The organism is Pedobacter glucosidilyticus (genome assembly GCF_002483235.1).
Lineage (GTDB): Bacteria > Bacteroidota > Bacteroidia > Sphingobacteriales > Sphingobacteriaceae > Pseudopedobacter > Pseudopedobacter glucosidilyticum_B.
The window spans coordinates 230,705-256,143 of the sequence record NZ_DLHN01000017.1 but is presented as its reverse complement, the minus strand read 5'-3'; the positions used below and the strand labels follow the sequence as shown (position 1 = coordinate 256,143).

The following is a 25,439-nucleotide window of genomic DNA, read 5'->3' as shown; positions in this document are numbered from 1 at the left end:
CATCAAGACCTTTTAACATTAAAACATCTTATTATGAAAATGAATAACGCAATATTATCAGGAATCATCATTGGTGTGGTTTCAGTATTATGGGTAATCATCATGCATTATGCAGGTATCAATCCAGAAAACGTTCAAGAAAGTAAAAATAGATGGTTAGAATATACTTCTGTCATCATCCCAATTATTGGCTTATATTTAGGAATAAGAGGCTTTAAAAATAGAAACAACAATAGATTAACTTTTTTTGAAGGAATTTTTGAGGGCTTTAAAATTATGGCTATTAGTGGTTTAATTGCAGGTGCTTTTAGCTCGCTTTATTTTAGTTTTTTAAACATAGAGTTTTCTTCTGATTATATGGAACGTATTTTTGGTGCTGCAATAATAGGTTTCTTGGTTACCTTAGCTAGCTCATTATTGTTAATGACAAAGCCAAAACAATTGTAATTTGATTAAACAAATAGTAAAAATTCCGCTCGAGCTTTTATTTTTTTCTACGGCAATTATTGCCTTGTACTTTTTAAATCCAAGTCAAGAGCATCATTCTATTTGCCCTTTAGCCTATTTTGAGATAGGTTTTTGCCCTGGTTGTGGTTTAGGAAGGTCTATTTACTACTTGTTGCATTTTCAGTTTTCAGCATCGTGGAAAATGCACCCTTTAGGTTTTTTTGCTTTTATTGTAATAATTATGCGGATTTATACTCTAATTAGAAAAACATATTTCTGAACCTTAAAAATAGAGTAAATGAAACATAATTTCCTTTTCCACCTAGCCAACGTTACTACCGAAGAAATGATTTTTATTCAAGAGATAACGAAAGACTTAAATGAAAACCAAGTAAGAAACTTTGAATTGGTTTATACCGGTAAACGCCGCGACCCACAACACGTTTTATTATTTACCATTCTAGGATTTTTTGGGATAGCTGGTATCCAACGTTTTGTAACCAACCAAATGGGTATGGGTATTTTATATTTCCTTACAGCAGGTTTATGCTTTATTGGTACTATCGTAGATTTAATCAATTACAAAAGTTTAGCAAACGAGTATAACCATAAAATGGCTTTAGAAAGTCGTCATTTTGTTGGGATGGCTACCGTATAATTTTTTGATTGTATCATAAGTTTTGGATGAGCTTTTATTGCCAATGATTTGCCATAAAAAGCTAACTTAGTGCTTATGAAGATTAAAGAACTTAGCTCTTTTTTAGAAAGCATAGCACCAGCTTCTTATCAGGAGGCTTATGATAATGCAGGTTTAATAGTTGGTCATCCTCTTCAAGAAATAAAAAAAGCTTTAATATGTTTAGATTGTACAGAAGCTGTTGTACAAGAAGCTATTGATGAGCAATGTGATATTATTATTGCTCATCATCCCATAGTTTTTAAAGGATTAAAGAAATTTAACGGTAAAAACTATGTAGAGCGTGTGGTTATACAAGCCATTAAACATGATATTGCCATTTATGCCATCCACACCAATTTAGACCATATTTACAATGGTGTAAATAAAAAAATAGCCGATAAGTTAGGTTTAATCAATACCCAAATACTAGCTCCTAAAGAAGCACTTTTAAAAAAATTAGTGGTTTTTGTGCCTACGCAGCATAAAGAGCAAGTAAAAGATGCTATGTTTTTAGCCGGTGCTGGTAGTATTGGTAATTACAGCGAGTGTAGCTTTGAAAATATTGGAAATGGCAATTACAAGGCTAACGAAAAAGCCAATCCGTTTTTAGGCGAAAAAAATGTAAGACATTCAGAAGAAGAATATCGCGTAGAGGTGTTAATCCCAGCACATTTAGAGCACAAAATTGTAGATGCTATGCTGCAAGCGCACCCTTACGAAGAAGTTGCTTACGATTTATTTTCACTTTCTAATACTTTAAAAACAGTAGGCGCAGGTATGCTTGGAGAATTAAAAGCACCTATGGATGAGCTAGAATTTTTACAGTTACTGAAGCAAAATATGCAAGTTTCTGTGATTAGACACACTGCACTTTTAGAGAAAAAAATTAGTAAAGTAGCTGTTTGCGGAGGTTCTGGAAGCTTTTTATTACAACAAGCCATACAGGCTGGGGCCGATATATTTATAACCGCAGATTTTAAATACCACGAGTTTTTTGATGCCGATGGTAAAATTATCATTGCCGATATCGGACATTTTGAAAGTGAGCAATTTACGCAAGACTTACTATTGGAAATAATTCAAAATAATTTTCCTAACTTTGCACTCCGTTTAACTGTACATAATACAAACCCAATAAAATATTTGTCTTAATGGAACAAACCGTAGAACAAAAGCTTGAAGCTTTATACGAACTGCAGACAATTCATACTAAAGTTGATAAAATTCGTCAGACAAGAGGCGAGCTTCCAATGGAAGTTGCTGATTTAGAAGATGATGTTGCTGGTTTAGAAACCCGCATACAAAAAATCAAAGCAGAGCTTGATGATCTGGAAGATGCGATTGTAAATCGTAAAAATATGATTAAAGAAGCTCAGGCTTTAATCAAAAAATACGAAACTCAACAAAACAACGTAAAGAATAACCGCGAGTTTGATGCTCTTGCTAAAGAGATTGAAATCCAAGGTTTAGAAATACAAGTTTGCGAGAAGAAGATTAAAGAGCATCAGTATGAGATTAAAACTAAAACTGATGTTTATGAAAGTGCTGCACAAAACTTAGAAGATCGTAAAAAGGACTTAGAAGTAAAAAAAGCAGAGTTAGCAACCATAACTTCTGAAACTCAGAAAGAAGAAGAAGTGTTGTTAGCTCAGGCAGAGAAAGCAAATGAGAAAATAGAAGAACGTTTATTATTTGCTTACAACCGTTTAAGAGGAAACTTTAAAAATGGCTTAGCAGTAGTAACTATCGAGAGAGATTCTTGCTCTGGTTGTTTCAATAAAATTCCACCTCAACGCCAGTCTGATATCCGTCAACGTAAAAAAATTATTGTTTGCGAGCATTGCGGACGTATTTTAATTGACGAGACCATGTCTGAGGATATTAAAAACGTAGCAGTTTAAGCTTTAAAAAGCATAAAAAAAGGTGGTTGAAATTTCAACCACCTTTTTTTGTTTAAGCATGCTTGCTTAAGAAATCTTCATAAGCTAATTGAATGCCTTCTTTAAGCTCTATTTTATGTTTCCAGCCTTTGCTGTGTAGTTTACTTACATCCATCAGTTTACGTGGCGTACCATCTGGTTTAGAAGTATCAAATTTTAATTCGCCATCAAAACCTACAATTTCTTTAATAGTTAAAGCTAGGTCTTTAATGGTGATATCCTCGCCAGTACCAATATTAATTAAATGAGGCTCATTGTAATTTAACATCAGGTAATAACAAGCATCAGCTAAATCATCAGCAAATAAAAACTCACGCATTGGGCTTCCGGTTCCCCAAATGGTAACATCGTTTAAGCCATTAACTTTTGCTTCGTGGAATTTACGAATCAAAGCAGGTAAAACATGCGAATTTTGTGGGTGATAATTATCGTTATAACCATATAAATTGGTAGGCATAGCAGAAATATAGTTGCAACCATATTGACTACGGTAAGCATCACACATTTTAATACCTGTGATTTTAGCAATGGCATAAGGCTCGTTGGTTTCTTCTAAATAGCCACTTAATAAATATTCTTCTTTTAAAGGCTGAGGAGCCATTTTTGGATAAATACAGCTTGAACCTAAGAACAATAATTTCTTAACGTTATTTAAATAAGAATTGTGGATGATATTGTTTTGTATCTGCAAATTATCATACAAAAACTCAGCCCGGTAAGTATTATTAGCTACAATGCCGCCTACTTTTGCTGCTGCTAAGAAAACATATTCAGGCTTTTCGGTAGCAAAAAAATCAGTAACTGCTTGCTGGTTTCTTAAATCAAGTTCAGCAGATGTTCTGGTAATGATATTGGTATAACCTTCTTTTTGAAGTTTTCTGGTAATGGCAGAGCCTACCATACCACGGTGACCTGCTACATAAATTTTTGCTGATTTTTCCAAAACTTTATCTTAAGATGTGTGCAAAAATATAATTCTTTTGGTAGTTGCTATGATTATTAGTGCTAAATTTTAAAGAAAGGTTATTTTTGTGGAAATACTAGATACGTGGCAAAAAGAAAATTACAGCGCTTTACAGAGATAGGCACTTTTAAAAATGTGGTGCAATTAGAAAACGGAAAGCCTTTTAAAGGAAACTGGAAGAAAGCCTTTTTTAAAAACGATAATCCCTTAATATTAGAATTGGCCTGTGGAAAAGGCGAGTATAGCGTTAACTTGGGGCGCAAATATCCTGATAAGAATTTTTTAGGTATAGATTATAAAGGCAACAGAATTTGGGTTGGTGCAAAAATGGCTCTTGATGAGAACCTAGATAACGTAGGCTTTTTAAGAATACAAATTCAAAATTTACTAGATTATTTTGAGGCTGGCGAGGTAGATGAAATTTGGCTTACTTTCCCAGACCCACAAGCACAAAGCCCTTTAGAACGAAAAAGATTAACCAATCCCACTTTTTTACAGAAGTATAAAACGGTAACCAAAGCCAAAGGCTATATGCACCTAAAAACCGATAATGATGGTTTTTACGACTATACACTAGAAAAAATAGCAGAGCTAAAATTCCTTATAGAAGAACAAACTACAGATGTTTATAAAACGCATCCCGGAGATGAGATTTTAGCTATTAAAACACATTACGAGCGTTTATACCTTCAAAAAGGGAAAAACATCAATTACGTTAAATTTAAATTTTCTTAGATGGAAAAGGCTACTTTTTTTGAACAGGTTTATCAGGTAGTGAGGCTTATTCCAAAAGGTAGAGTTACTTCTTACGGTGCTATTGCAGCTTTTCTAGGGGCAAAAGGTTCTTCCAGAATGGTAGGTTACGCCATGAACAGTTCTTTTACGGCACATCCACCAGTCCCAGCGCATCGGGTAGTGAATAGAAATGGTTTGCTAACCGGTAAGTTTTATTTTGGCAAAGCTACCGCGATGCAAGAATTACTAGAACAAGAAGGTATTAAAGTAGAAAACGACCAAATCATAAATTTTAAGCAGCTTTTTTGGGACCCAGCCCTAGAAATTTATTTAGAAAAATAAGCATCATCTTTTTTACACAAAGCCATAGCATGGTTAGGGAATAGCATCTTTATATTCGTAATAAAAAAATAACATGGGAAAACTGGTTGATGATTTTAATAACTATCGTACAAAAATGAACGATAGGATAATGGAAAGTGCAAATACCAATATTAAACGTTTTTTTGCATTAGATACTACCACTTACGCTAACGGTGCTTTAGATGTAAAAACTAAAGAGATGTTGGGTTTAGTAGCCTCTATGGTTTTACGTTGTGATGATTGTATCAAATACCATTTAGGAAAATGCCATGAAGCTGGTGTAAACCACGCCGAAATGAATGAGATTTTTATGATTGCTAATTTGGTTGGTGGTTCTATTGTTATCCCACATTACAGAAGAGCAGTAGAATATTGGGATGAGTTGAATGCGGGTTAGTTAATATTTTTATTGTATTTTAGACTAAGCCATCGCTAAAAGAAATTCCTAAAAATGTCGAAACAAATACTTGAAACAGTAAAAGAACTTATTTACTATTCGTATGCGAATTTGGCAATGGCGCATACGGCCGTTGACAAAAAACAAGATAAATACGAAAGATTCAATTTCATGATTAGAGCAAAAGTATTCAAAGGGCTTAAAGATGGAACAATGAATTTAAGAACTATTTTTGATGATGAAAAAATTAAACTTCAAACAGGGCAAGTTTGTAATTATTGCGGCTCAAATGAAAAATTAGCTCTAGATCATATATTTCCTCAAAAATATGGCGGAAAAGACGATGCTGAGAATCTAATCTTTGCTTGTAGGGTTTGTAACAGCTCAAAAGGAAAAAAAGATCTAATGGAATGGATGAATTTGAAAGGACAATTTTTGCCTTTGATGATAATCAGACGCTATTTGAAATTGACCTTCAATTATTGTAACAATTACAAATTACTTGATAATAATATTGAGGATTTGAAAACTATGGACTTACCTTTCAAAATCGAGTTCTTACCAACGAAATTTCCAAAACCAAATGAATTAATATTAAATATTACAGAGAAAGTAAATGTATAAAATAGCCAATTGGAATCTCGAAAGACCAAGCTCAAAAGCAGAGAAGACTAAACTTGCTATCGAAAAAATAAAAGAAGTAAATGCTGATATTATTGTACTCACAGAAACTTCCAAAGCTGTAGACTTATCAGAAACCTATCCTTTTCAAATCAGTACTTTATCGTTTGATAGAACACCAAATGAACATTGGGTTACAATTTGGTCAAAATGGGAAATACTTAAACAAATAGAGACTTTTGATAGTTTCAGAACTGTAAGTGGAATTATAAAATCACCTTTTGGAAATATTTCTGTTTTTGGAACTATTATTCCTTATCATCAAGCTGGAGTTTCAGGGGTTAGATATGGAAATTTGAATTATAAGATTTGGGAGTACCACGAAAAAGATTTATACGCTCAAAGTGAAAATTGGAAAAAGTTATTAGAGACCGAAAAATTCCCATTATTTGTAATTGGAGATTTTAATCAAACCCGATTTAATAATCAGGGTTATGGTACAATAAAAGTTAGACAAATTTTATCAGAGTTATTGATGAAACTTGACCTGAAATGTATGACTGAAATAGACTTTTCTGAAAAATATCTGACTAAAGATCCTAAAAAGGGAAAAATAAGAAATAATATAGATCACATTTGTATATCAAATAGTCTGATAAAACAAATGAAAACTTATGAAGTTGGAGCTTGGAATCATTTTACAGAACAAGGGAAATTTATGTCAGACCATAATGGAGTTTATATCGAATTTGAAATATAAAAAATGTTGTATGAGTTTTAATTGAAAGTAATTCTTCTCAAGAAGTAATTTTCTAACTTACCTTCGGTTTGCTTACTTTATTATAAAAAGCTTAAATTTAAGCTATGGATTCTTATATCATACATCCTCAAACAAAAGCTCAAGAAAAGGCATTAAAAGCGGTTTTAGAAGCGCTTAAAGTAGATTTTGAGTGTCTAAAAGCTGGTGTAGAAGAACAACTTCCAGAAGCTGTTGTACAAAAAGTCAAGAAAAGTCAACAGCAAATTGCTGAGGGTAACTTTATAAGTTTGGATGAAATGAAAGCTATCCGCCAATGAACCAACCCCAATTAAACACACGTTGCCCTTGGTGCGGCACAGACCCATTATATGTAAAATACCACGATGAAGAGTGGGGGAAAGAAGTTCATGATGATAAAATACTTTTTGAATTCTTAATTCTTGAAGCTGCACAAGCAGGTTTAAGTTGGATAACCGTATTACGTAAAAGAGAGAACTATCGCAGGCTTTTTGCCAATTTTGATGCAGAAAAAGTAGCCCAATTTACCGAAACTGATATAGAACGTATTTTGCAAGATCCAGGCATTATCCGCAATCGTTTAAAAGTAGTTTCGGCGGTTAATAATGCAAAATTGTTTTTAAAAGTGCAGCAAGAATTTGGCTCTTTTGATACCTATTTGTATTCCTTTATGCCTGATCAAAAGCCTATTGTAAACTTCCCTTCTAGTATGGCAGATGTTCCTGCCCGTACAGAAATATCAGACGCTATTGCCAAGGATATGAAAAAAAGAGGCTTTAAATTTTTTGGTACAACCATTTGCTATGCACACATGCAAGCAACTGGTATGGTAAATGATCATTTAATTACTTGTACACATAAATAGCATCGGCAACAGCCATAATCTTTAATATATTTATAAATTTGGAAGATGCCTCTTTTAAACCAAGCAGGTATCATTACTCAAATCAATAAAAATGAAAAAACTCTTTCTTTTAGATGGGATGGCTTTAATTTACAGAGCCCATTTTGCGTTAAGTAAAAATCCAAGATTTACCTCTACGGGCATCAACACCTCGGCGGTAATGGGTTTTGCCAATACCTTATTAGAAGTCTTAAAGAAAGAAAATCCATCTCATATTGCGGTAGTTTTTGATACAGAAGCGCCAACAGAAAGACATACCGATTTTTTAGCTTATAAAGCCAATAGGCAAGCCATGCCAGAGGATTTATCTCTGGCGCTGCCTTATGTGAAAAAGCTGATAGAAGGGTTTAACATCCCGGTAATTACTTCTGATGGTTACGAAGCCGATGATGTGATTGGAACTTTAGCTAAAAAGGCAGAAAAAGAGGGTTTTACAGTTTTTTGTATGACTCCAGATAAGGATTTTGCCCAGTTGGTATCAGAAAATATCTTCATCTACAAACCTGCTAGAATGGGTAATGATATGGAGATTTTAGGTGTAAAAGAAGTTTTAGCAAAATGGGAGATAGAACATATCCACCAAGTGATAGATATTTTAGGTCTTTGGGGCGATGCTGTAGATAATATACCAGGTATCCCTGGGATTGGAGAAAAAACCGCTAAAGCTTTGATTAAGCAATATGGCTCTATGGAAAATATCATAGCCAACAGTCACGAGCTTAAAGGCAAACAAAGAGAAAATGTGGAGACTTTTGCCGCTCAAGGATTACTTTCTAAAAGGTTGGCAACAATTTTATTAGATGCTCCGGTTGAGTTTCATGAGGAAAGCTTTAGACTAGATAAGCCAAATAAAGAGCTTTTAGAGCCTTTATTTGCCGAATTAGAATTTAGAACTTTAGGTAAACGTGTTTTCGGAGAAGATTTTTCTGTTAACGATGCAAAAACCAACAGCAGCGGTCAAATGGATTTATTTGGTAGCCCAGCGGCAAGTAATTTGGTGCAAAAACCAGTTACCGAGCTTGCAGAAGCTATCATTCCATCTAAAAATATTGATAATACGCCACACGAGTATCATTTAGTTAATGATGCAGCAAGCAGACAAAACCTCATCCAAGAAATTTTAAAACAAAAGGAAATTTGCTTTGATACAGAAACCACTGGTTTAGATGCGCATGAAGCTGAGTTAGTAGGTTTATCTTTCAGTTTTAAAACTGGAGAAGGTTATTACGTACCACTTTCAGAAAATCAGGAAGAATGTAAAGTTGTTTTGGAAGAGTTTAGACCTGTTTTTGAAAATGAAAACATCAGAAAAATCGGTCAGAATATTAAATACGATTTACTTATTCTAAAATGGTATAACATCAACCTCAAAGGCGAATTGTTTGACACCATGTTAGCTCATTACCTGCTAGACCCTGATACCCGCCATAATATGGATGTATTGGCAGAAAATTATTTGGGTTATACGCCTGTTTCTATTACCGAGTTAATTGGTAAGAAAGGAAAAAACCAAGGTAATATGCGTGATGTTGAGCTAGAGAAAGCAAAAGATTACGCTGCCGAGGATGCCGATATTACCCTACAATTAAAAGAAGTTTTTGAACCTTTACTTAAAGAGGTACAAGCCGACAGTTTAGCTCAAAACCTTGAAAATCCGCTTATTTATGTGTTGGCAGATATGGAAAAAGAAGGTGTACGGATAGATGTTCAACAACTTCAAACCTATTCTAAAGATTTAGAAGTAGAAATAAACCGTTTAGAAGCCACAGTTTTTGATAAAGCTGGTGTAAAATTCAATATCGGTTCACCAAAACAATTAGGCGAAGTTTTATTTGATAAGCTAAAGCTTGATGATAAAGCTAAGAAAACCAAAACCGGGCAGTATCAAACAGGAGAAGATGTATTGTTGGCACTTGCCAATAAATCAGACATTGTAAGAGATATATTAGATTACCGTCAGTTATGTAAATTAAAATCTACTTATGTAGATGCGCTTCCGCTGATGATTAATCCTAAAACCAGTAGAGTGCATACTTCTTATAACCAAGCAGTAGCTGCAACAGGAAGGTTAAGCTCTAACAATCCAAACTTGCAAAACATCCCCATTAAAACAGAAAGAGGTAGAGAAGTAAGAAAAGCATTCATCCCAAGAGATGAAAATCATATTCTTTTATCTGCCGATTATTCTCAAATAGAGCTGCGTATCATTGCCGAAATCAGTAAAGATGAAAATATGATGGAAGCTTTTGTTAATGGTTTAGATATCCATACGGCTACCGCAGCTAAGGTTTACGGTGTAGCTTTATCAGAAGTAACATCAGAACAAAGAAGAAATGCAAAAGCCGTAAACTTCGGAATTATTTACGGGCAATCTGCTTTTGGTTTATCTCAAAATTTAGGCATCCCAAGAAAAGAGGCTGCCGAAATTATAGAAAACTACTTCGCTCAGTATGCTGGTATTAAGAAGTATATGGCTGATACCATGAATTTTGCTCGCGAAAACGGTTATGTAGAAACCATTATGGGGCGTAGAAGATATTTAAGAGATATCAACTCGGCCAACCAAACAGTAAGAGGTTTTGCAGAGCGAAATGCAATTAATGCGCCTATACAAGGTTCTGCGGCAGACATGATAAAAGTAGCCATGATACAAATTCATCAAGACATCATCAGCCAAAAGCTGCAATCTAAAATGACCATGCAGGTGCATGATGAGTTGGTTTTTGATGTTTTAATTTCTGAGAAGGAGCAAATGAAAACCATTATCCAAAACAGGATGAAAAATGCCCTTAAAACAACTGTACCTATTGTAGTAGAAATTGGCGAAGGATATAATTGGTTAGAGGCACATTAGATTCATAATTTATTAAGAAATAATTCTTCATTTAAATAACAAAATACTAAATTAAAGCACCAATTTATCTTTAATGAATGTATTACATTTAAGTGCAGAATGTTATCCGGTAGCCAAAGCAGGCGGCTTGGGCGATGTTGTGGGTGCACTTCCAAAATATCAAAAGCAAGAAGGTGTACAAGCAAGCGTAGTAATGCCTTTTTATAATCGAAAATTTACGCAAGAGCATAGTTTAATAAACGTTTTTAGCAGTTCTTCTAACTTAGGGCAAAGGGTTTTTGATTATGAAATCCTGAAAGAAGAAAAAGATGTATTAGGTTTTGAGCTTTATTTAGTTAAAATACCAAGTTTACTAGACCGCGAAGAAATATATTGCTATCCAGATGAAATAGAGCAGTTTGTAGCCTATCAAATTGCTGTGGTAGATTGGCTGGTAAAAGCCAATATACAGGTAGATTTGGTACATTGTCACGATCATCACGCTGGTTTAGTGCCTTTTCTCATGCAGCATTCATCCAGATTTAACACTTTAAAAGATGTACCAACTGTTTTAACCATCCATAATGGGCAATACCAAGGCTGGTTAGGTTGGGATAAATTTTATTACCTGCCAGATGCCGATACGAGCAAAACAGGGCTTTTAGATTGGGGCGGATGTATCAATTCTTTAGCCGCAGCAGTAAAATGTTGTTGGGCTTACACCACCGTTTCGCCAAGTTATTTGGCAGAGCTAAAACACCAAGCAAACGGACTAGAATTTTTATTCGAGCTAGAGCAGCAAAAAGGTATAGGTATTTTAAACGGCATAGATCCAGCGGTTTGGAACCCAGCTAAAGATAAAATGATTGCTAAAACCTATACTGCTACTAGCGTAGTGCAAGGTAAAGCTTTTAATAAGGCAGAAATTTGCAGAGCTTTTGGCTTAGATGAAACAAAACCACTATTTACATTTATCGGCAGGTTAGTTTTAGAAAAAGGAGCAGATAAACTCGCCGATGCCATAAGGGATAGTTTTAAAGCTTTTGAAGGCCAAATAAGTGTTTTGGTTTTAGGTTCTGGCGAGAAGTATATTGAACAGCAACTGGTAGATTTAAAAGAAGAATTTAAAGATTATAATGTCTACATCGGTTATAATGAAGAGCTTTCGCATCAGATTTATGCTGGCGCAGATTTTATTTTAATGCCTTCAAGAGTAGAGCCTTGCGGTTTAAATCAATTATATGCTTTAAAATATGGCACAGTAGCTATCGTAAGGGCAACCGGTGGGTTAAAAGATTCTATTATTGATATGGATGATACCGATGGCTATGGTATAAGATTTGATAATTGTGAAGTAAGCGATATTGTAAAAGCAATTGAAAGGGCTATCTACCTTTATCAAGACAATCAAAAGTTAACACAAATAAGAAAATCTATGATGAGTTTAGACTTTTCATGGAATAAATCGGCACAGCAATACATACAGTTATACAACAGCTTAATACAACAATATGGTACCATCTAAAGTCATTTCAATTATCCTAGGTGGCGGGCAAGGCTCTCGTCTTTATCCTCTTACAGCAACACGTTCTAAACCTGCAGTTCCTATAGCAGGTAAATATCGTTTGGTTGATATTCCAATATCTAACTGTATCAATTCTAATTTAAAAAGAATTTTCGTTTTAACACAGTTTAACTCAGCATCTTTAAATAAGCACATCAAAAACACCTATCATTTTAGCGTTTTTAGCGATGCTTTTGTTGATATTTTAGCAGCCGAGCAAACACCATTAAATACAACCTGGTACCAAGGTACAGCTGATGCTGTAAGGCAAAGCTTACATCATGTAAAACAGCATGATTTTGAATATGTGTTAATTTTATCCGGCGACCAGCTTTACCAGATGGATTTTGAAGCAATGGTTGATTCGCATATAGAAAAAGGTGCTGATATTTCTATTGCTACCATACCGGTTAATGCCAAAGACGGAACCAGTTTTGGAATTTTAAAAGCTGATGAAAACCTAGCTATAACAGCATTTACAGAGAAACCCAATGCCGAGAAAATTATAGGTTGGGAGTCTGAAGTGGGCGAAGAGATGGCCAAACAAGGCAGACATTACCTGGCTTCTATGGGTATTTATCTTTTTAATAAAGATGTTTTAATCAATATGTTAGAGGGTAACGAGCGTCATGATTTTGGTAAAGAAATTATCCCACAGGCCGTTGGCGTAAACAAGATTGTAAGTTATCAGTACGAAGGTTATTGGACGGATATTGGAAATATAGACTCTTTCTTTGAAGCCAATTTGGGTATTACTGATGAAGTCCCTCAGTTTAACTTATTTGGTACTAATCCTATTTATTCAAGAGCTAGGATGCTTCCTCCATCTAAAATATCAGGAACAAAATTAACCAATACCGTTATTGCTGATGGTTGTATCATTCATGCAGAAGAAATTACCAGAGCAGTGATAGGTATCAGAACCAGAATTGGCGCAGGCACAAAAATTTCTAACTGTTATGTAATGGGTAGCGATTATTACCAAACCCTTGAAGAAATTGAAGGTTTAAAACAAACCCACAAACCTTTAACCGGTATTGGTGAAAATTGTACCATTAGCAATGCAATTTTGGATAAAAATTGTTTTATCGGTAATAATGTTGTCATTAATGGTGGTCCGCATTTGCAAGATGGAGATTTTGATACCCATACCTGTAAAGATGGTATTATTGTTATCAAGAAAAAGGCCGTTATTGCTGATGGAACGGTTATAGGCTAGAGAGAAGCAAAGGAGATTATTTGATATAGTAATTTTCCTAGCAGAGGTCGAAGGATAATCAAATCATAAAAAAGCGTGTTTCAAATCAATGGAACACGCTTTTTCTATAAAGATAAGCCCCTTAAATCTCTATACTATCTTCCTCTTTTAAACTTATTTTCATCAGCGTAAGCGTTTGGCCAGCATCAGCAAATTTCTGTTTAGCAACATCGCTATCTATTTTGATATAGCCAAAAGTATCGTAATGCATTCCAATAACTTTTTTACAGCCTACAAATTTTGCAGCTATGGTAGCATCCTCAACGCCCATGGTAAAATTATCGCCTATAGGCAAAAAGGCATGTTCAATATCATGAAACTCGCCAATTAACTTCATATCTTGAGTAAGAGAAGTATCGCCAGCATAGTAGTAAGATTTTCCTTCTGTTTTAATGATAAAACCGCCTGCTGTACCTCCGTAAGATCCATCTGGAAGAGAGTTAGAGTGTGCAGCATAAGTCATTTTTACGGTTCCGAAATCAAACGTCCAAGAGCCACCTATATTTAGTGGATGTCCGCCAGCTACACCTTGTTTAGCAAACCACTCTACAATTTCATAAGAGCTTATCAATTTAGCACCTGTTCTTTGCGCTATGCTTTGTACATCGGCTACGTGGTCTCCGTGACCGTGAGAGATTAAAATATAATCACACTCGATACTATTGATATCGATATGTTTTGCCGTTTCATTAGGTGAAATGAAGGGGTCAATTAAAATTTTTTTACCTCCTGTTTGTAGTAAAAAACAAGAGTGTCCTAAATAGTTTACTTTCATAAAATGTTTATTTATTTACCAAATAAATTGCCTAATGCGCCTAAGCCACCCATGCTGCCTAACATTTCTTGTGTCATGGCGGCAGTTTCTGCTTGCGAAATTTTTTCTGCCTGTTCTAAAGCTTTATTAACGGCTACCACTATTAATTCTTCTAAAGCCTCTTTATCTGTTGAGGGATAAAAATCATCAGCTATAGCGATAGATTTAATGGTTTTATCAGCAGTAGCCACAACTTTTATAGCACCGTTTTCTGCCTCGCCAGTTACGCTAATGGTTTCTAGTCTTTTCTTTACTTCTTCTGCTTTCTTTTGTGCTTCAAATAACTTGTCAAACATGTTGGCTCTTTTGTTAAATGGTTAAATAAATTTTATGATAAAATGTTTTAAATAATGTTAATCTTCATCGCTTCCAGGTAAGCTTCCGCTGCCGTGGTAAGCATTTTTTCTAATGACAGGAACTTTTAAGTGTTTATATAAATCATCTAAATGTAACAAGCTGCCATTGGTTAAATTGCCTAATAAAACAATAACAATGTCTTTTTTAAGGTCCCTTACGTAGATGTGTCTAAATCCATGCCACCAACCGGTGTGGTAAACAACTTTTTCACCTTTATCGCCATCAAAAATCCTCCAGCCGTAGCCATAATTAAAGTGACCATTAACAGGTGTATTTCTTCCGGTATAAGCCGAGTCTAAACTTTCTTTATTTAATAATCTACCAGTTTTTAAGGCATTATCGTACAAAACTAAATCATGTACTGTGCTGTAAATACCTTTGTCGCCAACTGGGCCGTCCAAGAAATTTTGTACAACCGAGTAGCGCCAAGTACGGTCATGCCCTACAACATCTACCGGAATTTTATCATAAACCGCTTTAGAATAAACGTGGGTATTTTTCATCCCGGCAGGCTTAAAAACATTTTCCATCATATAATCAGCATAGCTCATACCTGTAACTTTTTCTATAATGGCACCTAAAACCATATAATTAGAGTTGTTATAATGGAAACGATTATCAGGTTTGGTGTAAGGATTAGGTTTGCGTTCAGCAATAATGTTCATCACCTCCTTATTGGTGATGCCTTTTTTCATGTCTCGCTTTTCTTTCCTCCAAATATCATCAATAAAGTAAACGTAATTCATCATACCACTTCTGTGGGTAAGCAATAGTTTTACGTTAATACCATCATAAGGGAAATTAGGATAAAACTTTTTCACATCATCAGTTAAAGAAAGTTTTCCTTGCTCTATCAGCTGCATAATAGCAACGCCGGTAAAAGTTTTGGTTACGGATGCCAATTCAAATACCGAATTTATTTTTAAGCTATCGCGATGCAGATAATCAGCCCAGCCTAAAGATTTCTGATAAATGATTTTTCCTTTCTTAGCAACCAGAATATTTCCGTTAAAACCAGAACGCTTATGAAGTCTTTGGGCAAATTCGGCAATATATTTATCTTCCTTTTTTTCATCGTAAACTAAAAGAAGACTATCAGTTTTATCATCATCAATGGTTCTAACTTTAGGGTCTTTATCCTTTTTTTCTGTGTTAGAAGAGCAGGAAGAGCATAAAATGGCGCAAATAGAGGCTATAAAAAAGCTACGTTGTATCATCAAAAAAAAATATGGTTCGCAATTGTAAACGAGGGAAAATTAGAAATTATATAAAAGAAAACAGAAATGAGTTTTAAACATTCGGCTATTTGTTTGTTTATATCAGATAAAACGGACAAAAATTATAAATTTGAACGCATTTAAAAATTAATTAGCGAAATGGAATACAGAATAGAACATGATACCATGGGCGAGGTTAAAGTGCCGGCAGATAAATACTGGGGAGCACAAACAGAACGCTCAAGAAATAATTTCAAAATTGGTCCAGAGGCATCAATGCCTAAAGAAATTATCTATGCTTTTGCTTACTTAAAAAAGGCGGCAGCTATGGCTAATTGCGATTTAGGCGTACTTTCTACAGAAAAAAGAGATTTAATTGCCAAAGCTTGTGAAGAAATTTTAGAAGGTAAATTGGATGATCAGTTTCCATTGGTGATTTGGCAAACAGGTTCTGGCACACAGTCTAACATGAATGCTAATGAAGTAATTGCTTACAGAGCGCATGTTATCAATGGTGGTTCTTTAAATGATGATAAAAAAGTATTGCATCCAAATGATGATGTAAATAAATCACAATCATCAAACGATACTTTCCCTACAGCTATGCATATTGCGGCTTACAAGCAAGTGGTAGAAATTACTTTACCAGGCTTGGAGCTTTTAAAGGCAACTTTAGAAAAGAAATCTCAGGATTTTGCAGAAATTGTAAAAACCGGGCGTACCCATTTTATGGATGCTACACCGCTAACCCTGGGTCAAGAGTTTTCTGGCTATGCACAACAATTAACAAATAGTATTAAAACCATAAAACAAGCTTTAGAAGCTGTAAAAGAATTGGCTTTAGGTGGTACAGCGGTTGGTACAGGTTTAAATACACCAAAAGGTTACGATGTTTTGGTAGCTAAGCATATTGCAGATTTAACAGGTTTACCATTTGTAACTGCACCTAATAAATTTGAGGCTTTAGCAGCACATGATGCGATGGTAGAATTATCAGGTGCATTAAAAAGAGCTGCGGTTTCTTTAATGAAAATAGGTAATGATGTGAGGATGTTAAGCTCTGGTCCAAGATGCGGAATTGGTGAAATTATTATCCCTGATAATGAACCAGGTTCTTCTATCATGCCAGGTAAAGTAAATCCTACGCAGCCAGAGGCTTTAACAATGGTTTGTGCACAAGTTATAGGTAATGATGTAGCCGTTTCTTTCGGAGGTTCAAACGGACATTTCGAGCTTAACGTTTTCAAGCCTGTAATTGCAGCTAATGTTTTGCAATCTGCCCGTTTAATTGGTGATGCTTGTGTATCTTTCAACAATAATTGTGCGGTAGGTATAGAGCCAAATTTACCAGAAATTAAAAAGCATTTAGAAAACTCTTTAATGTTGGTAACTGCTTTAAACCCACATATTGGTTACGAAAATGCAGCTAAAATTGCTAAAAAAGCCCATAAAGAGAATAAAACCTTACGTGAAGCTGCTGTTGAACTTGGTTTATTAACCAGCGAGCAATTTACAGAGTGGGTGAAGCCAGAAGATATGGTAGGCTCACTTAAATAGTTACAAAAAGTAATTTTCTTATAGCAGAGGTTATTTAACCTCTGCTTTACAAAAAGTCCAAATTTTACATGCTAGGTTCTACGGTTGGGTTTCTAAAAAAGATGAGGATGATAAATCATAAATCTGGAATTTTATTTGCCGTATTTTTACTTTTCCTTCAAGCATGTTCTTTTAATGAGCAGGTACCAAGTACCGGAGATGCTTTCTTACAGGGTAGCTGGACAGAAGATAGCATTCCGCTTAAAAACCAATTGGTTAATTACGAGCAATATCAATTTAAATTTACTTGCGATTCTTTTTACCTCCAGATAAACACACATTCTAAAGTAAATCTGTATGGCGGCGAGTGCTACAATACCAATACTTGGAGCGAGTATGTAAAAGGAACTTATCTAGTAGTAGCCGATACTTTAAAGCTTAACGGAGCTTTTGTAAACCAAGACTATAAATATAAGCCTGAGAACAGTTGCTACCGCTTTGGTAAGTTTGAATATGATTTTTTGATGCAGAAAAAACATCAAGACACCCTATATATAAAAAGTAAATTACAAAGCCTTCCACACTTAATAGTTCTAAAAAAAAGAACTTCATGTAACTTATAATAAAGATTTATGAAAATTTTAATGGTTTATTTAGGCAATATCTGCAGATCGCCATTAGCCCATGGTATTATGGAGCATTTGGTAAAACAAAAAGGGTTAAACTGGGAAATAGACTCGGCCGGCACAGGTTCTTGGCATATTGGTAGTCAACCAGATAGACGTTCTATTGCGGTAGCCAAAGCAAACGGTATTGACATTACAGGCCAAAGAGCAAGGCAATTTAGCTCGACAGATTTTGAGGCTTTTGATCTTATTTTGGTGATGGATAAGCAAAACTACCGTGATGTTATCGCTCAGGCTAAAACGGCTGAACAAGAAGAAAAAGTAAAGCTTTTTATTCCTGATGCTTTTGTACCAGACCCCTATTATAACGATGAAGAATTTGCCCCTGTTTTTGATATGGTTTACACACGGTGTGAAAAACTTTTGCAAGAATTAAAGCATTAAAAACTTTAGCATTGTATTAAAATAGCGTTTTCATGAAAAATCTTATCTTACTATTATTCTTATTTGCAGGTTTACAGGTTCTTGCTCAAAAGCAGGAAAAAGATATCAAGTACTTTTATTATTACCTAAATCAGGATGAAAGCTTTATGTCTTACCTAAAAGCCAGAAAAGAATTTGAAAGTAAAAGAACAGATTTTAAACTTCCGGCTTCTAAAGAAGCTGTGAAAGAATTAGAGGCTAATGAAGCTAAAATCCTAAAAAACGAAAAAAGTTACGCCGAGTTTCTGAATAAATATGGTATGAAAAATGGTGGCGATTATGCCAAAATCTGGTTTAACCAGTTAAATGCACTCAAAACTTTCATCAAGAAAAACCCAGAGTTTTATAAACTTACCCCGGCAGAAAGGCAAAATATCATAGATAAATGGTATTTCTCTGATGTGTTGAAGTAAAACAACATCAGCTTAAGCCTGTGCTTTCCTAAAGCTTTTTTTCTATTTTTGCCGCATGGCAATTATTAAAGCATCCATCCCAAAAGGTACAAGAGATTTTGGTCCGGTAGAAATGATTCGTAGAAACCACATCTACGACACTATTAAAAGCGTTTTCAAAAAGTTTGGCTACCAAGAAATCCAAACGCCAACCATGGAAAACTTAGATACTTTAACCGGTAAATATAGTGATGAAGGCGATAAGCTGATTTTCAAAATTCTGAATAGTGTAGATTATCTCAATCAAAATGTGATAGATATGGTTCATTCTTTTAAAAATAAATATGGGGATGACTACAAAGTAGGAAAGTTTAGAGATGATGGGACTGAAAAAAGAGCAATAATTGACAACACTTTAGAACCCCCAACGCCTGAATCATTAAAGAAAAACAAGGAATATCTTGATGAGTTTAGGAGAATTCAGAATAAGTGTGCTTCAGAAATATGCAGTAAGGCCTTAAGATATGATTTAACCGTACCCTTTGCCAGGTACGTGGTGATGCATCAAAATGAAATAGCTTTCCCTTTTAAAAGATTTCAAATACAACCTGTTTGGCGAGCAGAAAGACCGCAAAAAGGGCGTTACCGCGAGTTTTACCAATGTGATGCCGATGTAGTTGGCTCAAACTCTTTACTTAACGAGGCCGAGTTTATTTGCATTTACGATGAAGCTTTAAGCAAGCTAGGATTAACAGATTTTACCATTAAAATCAATAACCGAAAAATTTTAACAGGCATTGCAGAGCTTATTGGTAAACCATCCCAAATTGTTGATTTAACTGTTGCCATTGATAAATTAGATAAAATTGGTTTAGAAGGTGTTGAAAAAGAGCTTTTAAGCAAAGGCTTTACAGCCGATGATTTGCATACACTTAAACCTGTAATATTATTGGCAGGCTCTAACGAAGAAAAATTAGCACAATTAGATACTATTTTAAAAACATCTGAAAATGGTTTAAAAGGTATTGCAGAAATAAGAGAAGTATTTGATTATTTGGCTAGTTTTAAGCTCAACAAAGCTAAAATAGAACTCGATTTAACCTTAGCCCGTGGTTTAAACTATTATACAGGCTGTATTTTTGAAGTGAAAACCAACGAAGTAGCTATGGGCTCTATTGGTGGTGGCGGCAGGTATGATGACCTTACCGGGATGTTTGGTTTACAAAACTTAACTGGTGCAGGTATCTCCTTTGGTGCTGATAGAATTTACGATGTTTTAGAAGAATTAAAGCTTTTCCCAAATACAACACAAGAAAGTACCAAAGTTTTGATATGCGTTTTTGGTAAAGAAGAAGAAAAATATGCTTTACCCATACTAGCATCACTAAGAGCGCAAAATATTCATGCAGAGCTTTATCCATTTGGTACTAAAATTAAAAAGCAAATGCAATACGCTAATGACAAAAACATCCCTTATGTAATTGTTATTGGTGGCGATGAGATGCAGAGCGGAAAATTAACTTTTAAGAATATGCAAAGCGGTACACAAGAAAGCTTAAGCATAGCAGAAATAATATCCCAATTAAATCTTTCTCAAAAGAAATAGTCTTTTTATAGTGCTAAAAAGTGTGGAGATAAAAACCTTATGTTTCCACTTTTGAGGCCATGATGTTTAAACTCATCGGTAAAAAAGAAATTTAAAACAATAGTTTCCCTTAGTTAAAGTTGATGTTACTATTTAAGTTTTTTAACAGCATCTAAAACGCCTGAGGTTTATCGTCTTTCTTACAAGACATAGCTATCATTAACAGGGTGCTAACAGGGTATTAACAAGGTATTCACTATGTAAATTATCCTATAAGTAACCTGTGATTACCTTGTTATAACATAGTAATTTCCGTAGGGCAATATATGAAAAGAGGTTGTTCATCATGTTGAAGGAAACATGATAAACAACCTCTATGAAATAAAAAATTAATGCTTAACTAGGATTTACCACAGTTAATGGGAAAGTAAATTCGAAATCAGTACTTCCGGGGGTAGCAGTACCATTTTTTAAACCATTTGGTTGGTGTCTTAAAGTTACTCTTAAACTACCAGTTCCAGCTGCTGTTGTGGTTGCTGTACCTGCTAAGCCAACAGGTAAGTTATTTCTGTCCTTATCAGTAATATTTATAGCTATTAAATTTGCTGGCGTAGCTGTGTAAACTAATAGATGCTCATCATCTTCCTCTTCAATTTCTTCCTTAATGTCTTCTGCTGGACTTTCCGTTTCATTTAAAATTTGTGTTACTTCCCAATTATAGGTTGCATTAGGACGTAATTGTATACTTCCAATAACCGGAGCATTACCACCATCTCCATCTAGATCTCTGGCTGTTACAGTAACCACATCACTTGGGTTGGCGGCATTAGTAAATCTTAAAGTTACTGTAGTAATCAGTTCATCTTCATTTACATCCGGTAGGGGCTCATCTTTTTTACAAGCAGAAATACTTCCGATTAAAAGGACTGCAAAAGCTAAAAATTTAAATTTGTTCTTCATGTTCTTAATTGTTTTAAATGTTGATAATCGAGTTAAAATTTCATGTTTAATCTTATAATGATGTTTCGTCCAAGGTCATCATTAAAATACCTGAAGTTGTTTAAATAGTCTCTGTAGCTTTTATTAAATAAATTTTGTGCGCTTAAACCAAAGCCTAAAATTTGCTTTCCAAATTTGACATTACTTGTAAAATCTGCACCAAAAAGGGTATAAGCAGCCGGTGGGAGCAGAGGTTCTGCACCAGGGTTTACCCTACTTTGTTGGGCAACATGCTGTACATTAAAATCTAAGAGGTTACTTTTCATAAGTTTCAAATCAGGGAGTTTTAGACTTAAAGTAGCTGATGTTCTATCTGCCGGAATAAGTTCTAAAAAGCTGTTATTTGCTTTATTGTAAGCCCTCACACCAGAATATTTCAAGCTTATATTTAATTTTTCATGGAGTTGATAAGCTAGAAAAGCATCAGTACCATAAAAACGAGCATCAACCTGTACATATCTTAAAACTCGATAAGTGCCTCGGGTAGTAAGTATAAACTCTTGTGTGGGGCGTAGATAGATATAATCATTATTAAAGTCATAATAAAAGCTTAAATCTCCGGTAAGTTTGCCTGATGTTTTACTAATACCAGTACTTAAGTTTAAAGACGATTCCTCTTTTAAATTTCTATCTCCAATAACATAAGCAGCCTGTGCTTGTACAATACCATCAATAAATAATTCGCTTATGGCAGGTGGACGCCATGCTTGAGCCATCGTAGCATGAACTTTTAAGCCCTCTTTTAGTAAGTAAGAAGCTCCTAATGTACCTACTGTTTGGTTAAAATTAAATTCAGGAGTAATGATAGGACTATTATTATCACGTGGGTTATTTCTTAACTTGGCTTGCATATATTTATAATCAAACCTTAAACCAGCCTCAACCTCAAAGCGGTTTTTAGACCATTTCTCTATCCAATAAGCACCCGTATTGTAACTGTCAAAAAAGGGTATCAAGTAACTTCCATCATAAAAATTTTGTTGATACATTCCCGTCAAACCAATTTTTCCTGTAAAATTACCAAAGGGTTTATGTTCAAAATAGAGGTCTAAATTTTGAGTGTTAAGTTCAAACTGTAATTGATAATTATTACTATTTGAGCCTCTTACCAAACTGTATTCTTCGCGTATATTGCGTTGGAAGCTATATTGTAAAACAGCTTTGCCAAGCTCGTCAAACAAATAAGAAGATTTTAATTTTATAGTTTGATGTTGCACATCCTGATAAGGACGACCTATTTCATAAGAGCGGTCTCCAATAATATCTGGCCTAGGCCTTTGGATAGCTGCCAGCAAATCACTTTCGCTACCAATGTTAGAACCGGTAAAAATCCCTAATTTAGTATTAAAAGAGCTAGCAAAAAGCTCGCTACTGAAATGACCTTTTTGGTATCCCAACGCTAAAGAACCATTAAGCTCTCTAAAAGCAGTATTATCCAGAATATAATCAGCAGTTTTAGCGTTTCCAGCTTGTTTAAGAGTACTTTGTAAGCGCCATGCAAAAGTATTGGCTTTATTAGCGCCTTCAACTTTTGCAGATAAAGCACCCATTTGGTTATTACTCATCGCAGCAAAATCCACTTCACCTTTAAACCTGTTATCATAATTAAGCGAAGCTGGCTCAATTAAAATAACACCACCAACCGCATCTGGACCGTATTGTACACTAGCCGCTCCTTTTACTACTTTAATCTCATTTGCTAAAAAAGGATCAACTTCTGGTGCATGTTCACTTCCCCATTGTTGTCCTTCTAATCGTACGCCAGAATTAAAAATCAATACCCGGTTAGAGTGCATGCCATGTATCACCGGTTTAGAAACGCTGGGCCCGGTTTGAATTGAGTTTAGTCCAGGTATTTTTTTTAGAGATTCTCCTAATGATTCTCCTCTGGTTAAAGCCAATTCTCGGTCTTTTAATTTAGCAGTACTTTGAAGTGGTGTTTCAATACTTTTGGTGCCTAATACTTTTACGGTGTTTAATAATGATGATGATGGCTCCAAACTGATAGTTAAATCTGCTTTACCCTTTACATCAATAGACACGATGGTGGAGCTATAACCCACAAAAGATACTTCCAGCATGTAATTTCCAGCGCATAACTTGTAAAAGTGAAAATGCCCATCAATTTCTGAAACCGTAACTTGGTTTTCTTTAATGAGTTTAATGCTAGCGCCAGGCAAAACTTTTCCGTCTGTTACATCTTTAACAGTTCCAAAAATCGAAAAGTCACAATTCTGAGCCAAGCTCAACTCCGTAAAAATAAATAGGAAAGAAAGTATTAATAAATACCTCATTAAGTGTAAAAATTTATCCGTAAAAAACTAAAGAAATGTTTAAGACAGATAAACAGGGGGTGCTTTATTAGAAAAAGATAAGCTTTTTAAAATGACAGCATTTTGGTAAATGTTATGGTAAAGCGTCTCTTGCTGTTTTATGAAAAGAAAAAAATCTTCTTGAAGAATAGCAGCATTCTTATGAAAAACATTTACTGGTTTACAGCAGTGTTGCTCGTACTTATTGAGCTCATACGTATTTGTATGCTCTTTTAAGTTTTGATGCTGGTGTAATAGTTGATGAAAAGGAATAGAAGAAAGTATTACTGCTAAAAGCAGTAAGAAACCTAAAAACTTTATTCCTTTTTTATGACCCATTTTGATTAACGTTGCAAATATAGCTAATAACGCATAATATGCAACAATGTTTCATTATGGAATTTGTAAAATTAATCATACACAGTTTGGCAGCTTATTTATCTGTATTTAAATTATCTTTGTTTTAATGATACCAGCAGAGATTAATCATAAGTTTAATAAGTTACAGCAAATTCTGGCTAGTGATTTTGATAATGAAAAGCCAGATATGAAAGTCATTCTTTTTTTAATAGGTGTGCAAGAGTTAGGAAAAGGCCCAAAAAAGTTTAGTAAAAGACAAAAAGAAGAATTAATGCATATCGCAACCTGTCGCTTATTTTCTGAGATGGGTTTTTATGAGTTAGAAGGTTTAGACCAAGATGGTTGGCCGCATTGGAAGAAAATAAAACCCATACCCAATTATACTTTATTAGAGCAAGAAATGATTTTAAAGTCTTTAATAGTATCCTATTTTGAAAGTTTATTTGATTTGTAGCCCTTTAACTCCCAATAGCTATCAGGACTAACCAACTAACCAACTAACAAACTAACCAACCATGTACAAACCATCAAAAAAATTTTCCTTTACACTCATTTTTATCCTGTTAAACACCTTAGTTTTTGCAGCAAAGCCTAAAAATCAATATGTAAAAATCAGTACCAACAAAGGTGAGGTTTATTTAATGTTGTATAATCAAACTCCAAAACATCGTGATAACTTTTTAAAGTTAGTGAAGGAGGGGACTTTAAATCAAACGCTATTCCATCGTGTCATTAAAGATTTTATGATACAAGGTGGAGACCCTGCCTCAAAAACCGCTAAAGCAGGAGATGTTTTAGGTAGTGGAGATTTAGGTTACCGTGTTGATGCTGAATTTGATAGTACGCTTTTTCATAAAAGAGGTGTTTTGGCTGCTGCCCGAGATAATAACCCGGCTAAAGCTTCTAGCTCTTGTCAGTTTTATATCGTACAAGGTAAAAAATATACCGATGTAGAGTTGGATCAAATAGAACAATATCGTTTAGAAGGTAAAAAAATACCGACCTATCAGCGTGAAGTTTATAAAACCATAGGTGGTACACCTTTTTTGGATAGGAATTATACTGTTTTTGGAGAAGTTGTAAAAGGTTTAGAAATGCTGGATGCTATTGCTGGTGTAAAGGTAGATGGCAACAACCGACCTTTAGAAGACATTAAAATGGAGGTATCACTTTTAAAGCCCAGAGAAGTTAAGAAACTTAAATTAAGAGATTCAAAAGTTAAAATTCAAAAATAAACTGCTACGCCTTTGTTATGACGAGTAGCTTTTTATCAAT

The 25,439-nt window shown here is 34.6% G+C and carries 29 protein-coding genes; 22 read left to right on the top strand and 7 right to left on the bottom strand.

The genetic code is table 11. From position 1 onward, the window contains the following. Window positions 1–33: 33 nt before the first annotated feature. The 5 genes from B2745_RS04830 to B2745_RS04810 all read left to right on the top strand — a co-directional run bounded on the left by B2745_RS04830 (window position 34) and on the right by B2745_RS04810 (window position 3,027). Window positions 34–447, top strand: a complete 414-nt coding sequence (locus B2745_RS04830) for a DUF4199 domain-containing protein (RefSeq protein ID WP_304064146.1) — start codon at window positions 34–36, stop codon at window positions 445–447. 1 nt (window position 448) lies between these two features. After that, window positions 449–727: a DUF2752 domain-containing protein gene (locus B2745_RS04825; protein ID WP_349681774.1), complete on the top strand. Its 279-nt coding sequence runs from the start codon at window positions 449–451 to the stop codon at window positions 725–727. A gap of 18 nt (window positions 728–745) precedes the next feature. Continuing rightward, window positions 746–1,105 carry a TM2 domain-containing protein gene (locus B2745_RS04820; RefSeq protein WP_026902683.1) on the top strand — a complete coding sequence of 120 codons (360 nt, stop codon included), beginning with the start codon at window positions 746–748 and terminating at the stop codon, window positions 1,103–1,105. 75 nt (window positions 1,106–1,180) lie between these two features. Next, window positions 1,181–2,278, top strand: a complete 1,098-nt coding sequence (locus tag B2745_RS04815) for a Nif3-like dinuclear metal center hexameric protein (protein ID WP_304064145.1) — start codon at window positions 1,181–1,183, stop codon at window positions 2,276–2,278. Next, window positions 2,278–3,027, top strand: a complete 750-nt coding sequence (locus B2745_RS04810; protein ID WP_304064144.1) for a zinc ribbon domain-containing protein — start codon at window positions 2,278–2,280, stop codon at window positions 3,025–3,027. The genes B2745_RS04815 and B2745_RS04810 overlap by 1 nt, the downstream gene beginning before the upstream one ends. A 52-nt stretch (window positions 3,028–3,079) precedes the next feature. On the opposite strand, the gene fcl is transcribed toward B2745_RS04810, so the two are convergent. Continuing rightward, a complete protein-coding gene (gene fcl / locus B2745_RS04805) occupies window positions 3,080–4,009 on the bottom strand; it encodes a GDP-L-fucose synthase (protein ID WP_304064143.1) in 930 nt (309 codons plus the stop codon). A 105-nt stretch (window positions 4,010–4,114) separates the two neighbouring features. Between fcl and trmB the strand changes: the two genes are divergently transcribed. From trmB to B2745_RS04755, 10 genes are all read left to right on the top strand, one after another. Beyond that, on the top strand, window positions 4,115–4,765 hold the full coding sequence (gene trmB, locus B2745_RS04800; protein ID WP_304064142.1) for a tRNA (guanosine(46)-N7)-methyltransferase TrmB: 651 nt from the start codon (window positions 4,115–4,117) through the stop codon (window positions 4,763–4,765). Next, entirely contained in the window at window positions 4,766–5,107 is a 342-nt protein-coding gene (locus B2745_RS04795; RefSeq protein ID WP_304064141.1) for an MGMT family protein, read from the top strand. A 73-nt stretch (window positions 5,108–5,180) separates the two neighbouring features. Continuing rightward, complete coding sequence (locus B2745_RS04790; RefSeq protein ID WP_304064140.1) at window positions 5,181–5,525, top strand: carboxymuconolactone decarboxylase family protein; 345 nt, start codon at window positions 5,181–5,183, stop codon at window positions 5,523–5,525. A 54-nt stretch (window positions 5,526–5,579) separates the two neighbouring features. Then, window positions 5,580–6,149, top strand: coding sequence for an HNH endonuclease (locus tag B2745_RS04785; protein ID WP_304064139.1), 570 nt, complete (start codon window positions 5,580–5,582; stop codon window positions 6,147–6,149). After that, entirely contained in the window at window positions 6,142–6,906 is a 765-nt protein-coding gene (locus B2745_RS04780) for an endonuclease/exonuclease/phosphatase family protein (protein WP_304064138.1), read from the top strand. The genes B2745_RS04785 and B2745_RS04780 overlap by 8 nt, the downstream gene beginning before the upstream one ends. 104 nt (window positions 6,907–7,010) lie before the next feature. Beyond that, window positions 7,011–7,223: a DUF2683 family protein gene (locus B2745_RS04775; protein WP_304064137.1), complete on the top strand. Its 213-nt coding sequence runs from the start codon at window positions 7,011–7,013 to the stop codon at window positions 7,221–7,223. After that, window positions 7,220–7,789: a DNA-3-methyladenine glycosylase I gene (locus tag B2745_RS04770; RefSeq protein ID WP_304064136.1), complete on the top strand. Its 570-nt coding sequence runs from the start codon at window positions 7,220–7,222 to the stop codon at window positions 7,787–7,789. Before B2745_RS04775 ends, B2745_RS04770 begins: the two co-directional genes overlap by 4 nt. A gap of 91 nt (window positions 7,790–7,880) precedes the next feature. Further along, window positions 7,881–10,682: a DNA polymerase I gene (gene polA, locus B2745_RS04765; protein ID WP_304064135.1), complete on the top strand. Its 2,802-nt coding sequence runs from the start codon at window positions 7,881–7,883 to the stop codon at window positions 10,680–10,682. A gap of 73 nt (window positions 10,683–10,755) precedes the next feature. Beyond that, a complete protein-coding gene (locus B2745_RS04760) occupies window positions 10,756–12,186 on the top strand; it encodes a glycogen synthase (protein WP_304064134.1) in 1,431 nt (476 codons plus the stop codon). Continuing rightward, window positions 12,173–13,444 (top strand): glucose-1-phosphate adenylyltransferase, encoded by a 1,272-nt coding sequence (locus B2745_RS04755; protein WP_026902672.1) that lies wholly within the window; start codon window positions 12,173–12,175, stop codon window positions 13,442–13,444. The genes B2745_RS04760 and B2745_RS04755 overlap by 14 nt, the downstream gene beginning before the upstream one ends. A gap of 121 nt (window positions 13,445–13,565) precedes the next feature. On the opposite strand, the gene B2745_RS04750 is transcribed toward B2745_RS04755, so the two are convergent. The 3 genes from B2745_RS04750 to B2745_RS04740 are packed head-to-tail and all read right to left on the bottom strand — an operon-like array spanning window position 13,566 to window position 15,871. Continuing rightward, window positions 13,566–14,258, bottom strand: a complete 693-nt coding sequence (locus B2745_RS04750) for a metal-dependent hydrolase (protein ID WP_304064133.1) — start codon at window positions 14,256–14,258, stop codon at window positions 13,566–13,568. 11 nt (window positions 14,259–14,269) lie between these two features. Continuing rightward, the gene (locus B2745_RS04745; protein WP_304064132.1) at window positions 14,270–14,593 is read right to left on the bottom strand and encodes a YbaB/EbfC family nucleoid-associated protein; all 324 of its coding nucleotides are present in this window, start codon (window positions 14,591–14,593) and stop codon (window positions 14,270–14,272) included. 57 nt (window positions 14,594–14,650) lie between these two features. Next, a complete protein-coding gene (locus B2745_RS04740; protein WP_304064131.1) occupies window positions 14,651–15,871 on the bottom strand; it encodes a serine hydrolase domain-containing protein in 1,221 nt (406 codons plus the stop codon). A 159-nt stretch (window positions 15,872–16,030) separates the two neighbouring features. Between B2745_RS04740 and fumC the strand changes: the two genes are divergently transcribed. The 5 genes from fumC (at window position 16,031) to hisS (ending at window position 20,514) form a co-directional block, all read left to right on the top strand. Next, window positions 16,031–17,428, top strand: coding sequence for a class II fumarate hydratase (gene fumC, locus B2745_RS04735; RefSeq protein WP_304064130.1), 1,398 nt, complete (start codon window positions 16,031–16,033; stop codon window positions 17,426–17,428). 107 nt (window positions 17,429–17,535) lie between these two features. Then, the gene (locus B2745_RS04730; protein ID WP_304064129.1) at window positions 17,536–18,030 is read left to right on the top strand and encodes a fumarate hydratase; all 495 of its coding nucleotides are present in this window, start codon (window positions 17,536–17,538) and stop codon (window positions 18,028–18,030) included. Window positions 18,031–18,039: 9 nt separating this feature from the next. Further along, window positions 18,040–18,477: a low molecular weight protein-tyrosine-phosphatase gene (locus tag B2745_RS04725; protein ID WP_304064128.1), complete on the top strand. Its 438-nt coding sequence runs from the start codon at window positions 18,040–18,042 to the stop codon at window positions 18,475–18,477. Between the two features lie 32 nt (window positions 18,478–18,509). Further along, window positions 18,510–18,929 carry a hypothetical protein gene (locus tag B2745_RS04720; protein ID WP_304064127.1) on the top strand — a complete coding sequence of 140 codons (420 nt, stop codon included), beginning with the start codon at window positions 18,510–18,512 and terminating at the stop codon, window positions 18,927–18,929. A gap of 55 nt (window positions 18,930–18,984) precedes the next feature. Further along, window positions 18,985–20,514 (top strand): histidine--tRNA ligase, encoded by a 1,530-nt coding sequence (gene hisS, locus B2745_RS04715; RefSeq protein WP_304064126.1) that lies wholly within the window; start codon window positions 18,985–18,987, stop codon window positions 20,512–20,514. 375 nt (window positions 20,515–20,889) lie between these two features. On the opposite strand, the gene B2745_RS04710 is transcribed toward hisS, so the two are convergent. From B2745_RS04710 to B2745_RS04700, 3 genes are read right to left on the bottom strand one after another with little or no spacing between them, the layout of a single operon-like run. Beyond that, on the bottom strand, window positions 20,890–21,453 hold the full coding sequence (locus tag B2745_RS04710) for a hypothetical protein (protein ID WP_304064125.1): 564 nt from the start codon (window positions 21,451–21,453) through the stop codon (window positions 20,890–20,892). Window positions 21,454–21,485: 32 nt separating this feature from the next. Continuing rightward, entirely contained in the window at window positions 21,486–23,786 is a 2,301-nt protein-coding gene (locus tag B2745_RS04705) for a TonB-dependent receptor (protein WP_304064124.1), read from the bottom strand. 39 nt (window positions 23,787–23,825) lie between these two features. Then, window positions 23,826–24,143, bottom strand: a complete 318-nt coding sequence (locus B2745_RS04700; RefSeq protein WP_304064123.1) for a hypothetical protein — start codon at window positions 24,141–24,143, stop codon at window positions 23,826–23,828. Between the two features lie 127 nt (window positions 24,144–24,270). On the opposite strand from B2745_RS04700, the gene B2745_RS04695 reads away from it, so the two are divergent. Both B2745_RS04695 and B2745_RS04690 read left to right on the top strand, forming a co-directional pair. Next, a complete protein-coding gene (locus B2745_RS04695) occupies window positions 24,271–24,618 on the top strand; it encodes a hypothetical protein (protein WP_026905409.1) in 348 nt (115 codons plus the stop codon). A gap of 61 nt (window positions 24,619–24,679) precedes the next feature. After that, window positions 24,680–25,399 carry a peptidylprolyl isomerase gene (locus tag B2745_RS04690; protein ID WP_304064122.1) on the top strand — a complete coding sequence of 240 codons (720 nt, stop codon included), beginning with the start codon at window positions 24,680–24,682 and terminating at the stop codon, window positions 25,397–25,399. Window positions 25,400–25,439: the final 40 nt, after the last annotated feature.

Coding starts and splice junctions, on each gene's coding strand:
- B2745_RS04775 (WP_304064137.1), top strand. CDS start 7,011: ATGGATTCTTATATCATACATCCTCAAACAAAAGCTCAAGAAAAGGCA.
- B2745_RS04795 (WP_304064141.1), top strand. CDS start 4,766: ATGGAAAAGGCTACTTTTTTTGAACAGGTTTATCAGGTAGTGAGGCTT.
- B2745_RS04810 (WP_304064144.1), top strand. CDS start 2,278: ATGGAACAAACCGTAGAACAAAAGCTTGAAGCTTTATACGAACTGCAG.
- B2745_RS04745 (WP_304064132.1), bottom strand. CDS start 14,593: ATGTTTGACAAGTTATTTGAAGCACAAAAGAAAGCAGAAGAAGTAAAG.
- B2745_RS04710 (WP_304064125.1), bottom strand. CDS start 21,453: ATGAAGAACAAATTTAAATTTTTAGCTTTTGCAGTCCTTTTAATCGGA.
- hisS (WP_304064126.1), top strand. CDS start 18,985: ATGGCAATTATTAAAGCATCCATCCCAAAAGGTACAAGAGATTTTGGT.
- B2745_RS04740 (WP_304064131.1), bottom strand. CDS start 15,871: ATGATACAACGTAGCTTTTTTATAGCCTCTATTTGCGCCATTTTATGC.
- B2745_RS04690 (WP_304064122.1), top strand. CDS start 24,680: ATGTACAAACCATCAAAAAAATTTTCCTTTACACTCATTTTTATCCTG.
- B2745_RS04750 (WP_304064133.1), bottom strand. CDS start 14,258: ATGAAAGTAAACTATTTAGGACACTCTTGTTTTTTACTACAAACAGGA.
- B2745_RS04705 (WP_304064124.1), bottom strand. CDS start 23,786: ATGAGGTATTTATTAATACTTTCTTTCCTATTTATTTTTACGGAGTTG.
- B2745_RS04785 (WP_304064139.1), top strand. CDS start 5,580: ATGTCGAAACAAATACTTGAAACAGTAAAAGAACTTATTTACTATTCG.
- B2745_RS04755 (WP_026902672.1), top strand. CDS start 12,173: ATGGTACCATCTAAAGTCATTTCAATTATCCTAGGTGGCGGGCAAGGC.
- fumC (WP_304064130.1), top strand. CDS start 16,031: ATGGAATACAGAATAGAACATGATACCATGGGCGAGGTTAAAGTGCCG.
- B2745_RS04725 (WP_304064128.1), top strand. CDS start 18,040: ATGAAAATTTTAATGGTTTATTTAGGCAATATCTGCAGATCGCCATTA.
- B2745_RS04830 (WP_304064146.1), top strand. CDS start 34: ATGAAAATGAATAACGCAATATTATCAGGAATCATCATTGGTGTGGTT.
- polA (WP_304064135.1), top strand. CDS start 7,881: ATGAAAAAACTCTTTCTTTTAGATGGGATGGCTTTAATTTACAGAGCC.
- B2745_RS04760 (WP_304064134.1), top strand. CDS start 10,756: ATGAATGTATTACATTTAAGTGCAGAATGTTATCCGGTAGCCAAAGCA.
- B2745_RS04780 (WP_304064138.1), top strand. CDS start 6,142: ATGTATAAAATAGCCAATTGGAATCTCGAAAGACCAAGCTCAAAAGCA.
- B2745_RS04730 (WP_304064129.1), top strand. CDS start 17,536: ATGATAAATCATAAATCTGGAATTTTATTTGCCGTATTTTTACTTTTC.
- B2745_RS04790 (WP_304064140.1), top strand. CDS start 5,181: ATGGGAAAACTGGTTGATGATTTTAATAACTATCGTACAAAAATGAAC.
- B2745_RS04700 (WP_304064123.1), bottom strand. CDS start 24,143: ATGGGTCATAAAAAAGGAATAAAGTTTTTAGGTTTCTTACTGCTTTTA.
- B2745_RS04720 (WP_304064127.1), top strand. CDS start 18,510: ATGAAAAATCTTATCTTACTATTATTCTTATTTGCAGGTTTACAGGTT.
- B2745_RS04820 (WP_026902683.1), top strand. CDS start 746: ATGAAACATAATTTCCTTTTCCACCTAGCCAACGTTACTACCGAAGAA.
- B2745_RS04770 (WP_304064136.1), top strand. CDS start 7,220: ATGAACCAACCCCAATTAAACACACGTTGCCCTTGGTGCGGCACAGAC.
- B2745_RS04695 (WP_026905409.1), top strand. CDS start 24,271: ATGATACCAGCAGAGATTAATCATAAGTTTAATAAGTTACAGCAAATT.
- B2745_RS04815 (WP_304064145.1), top strand. CDS start 1,181: ATGAAGATTAAAGAACTTAGCTCTTTTTTAGAAAGCATAGCACCAGCT.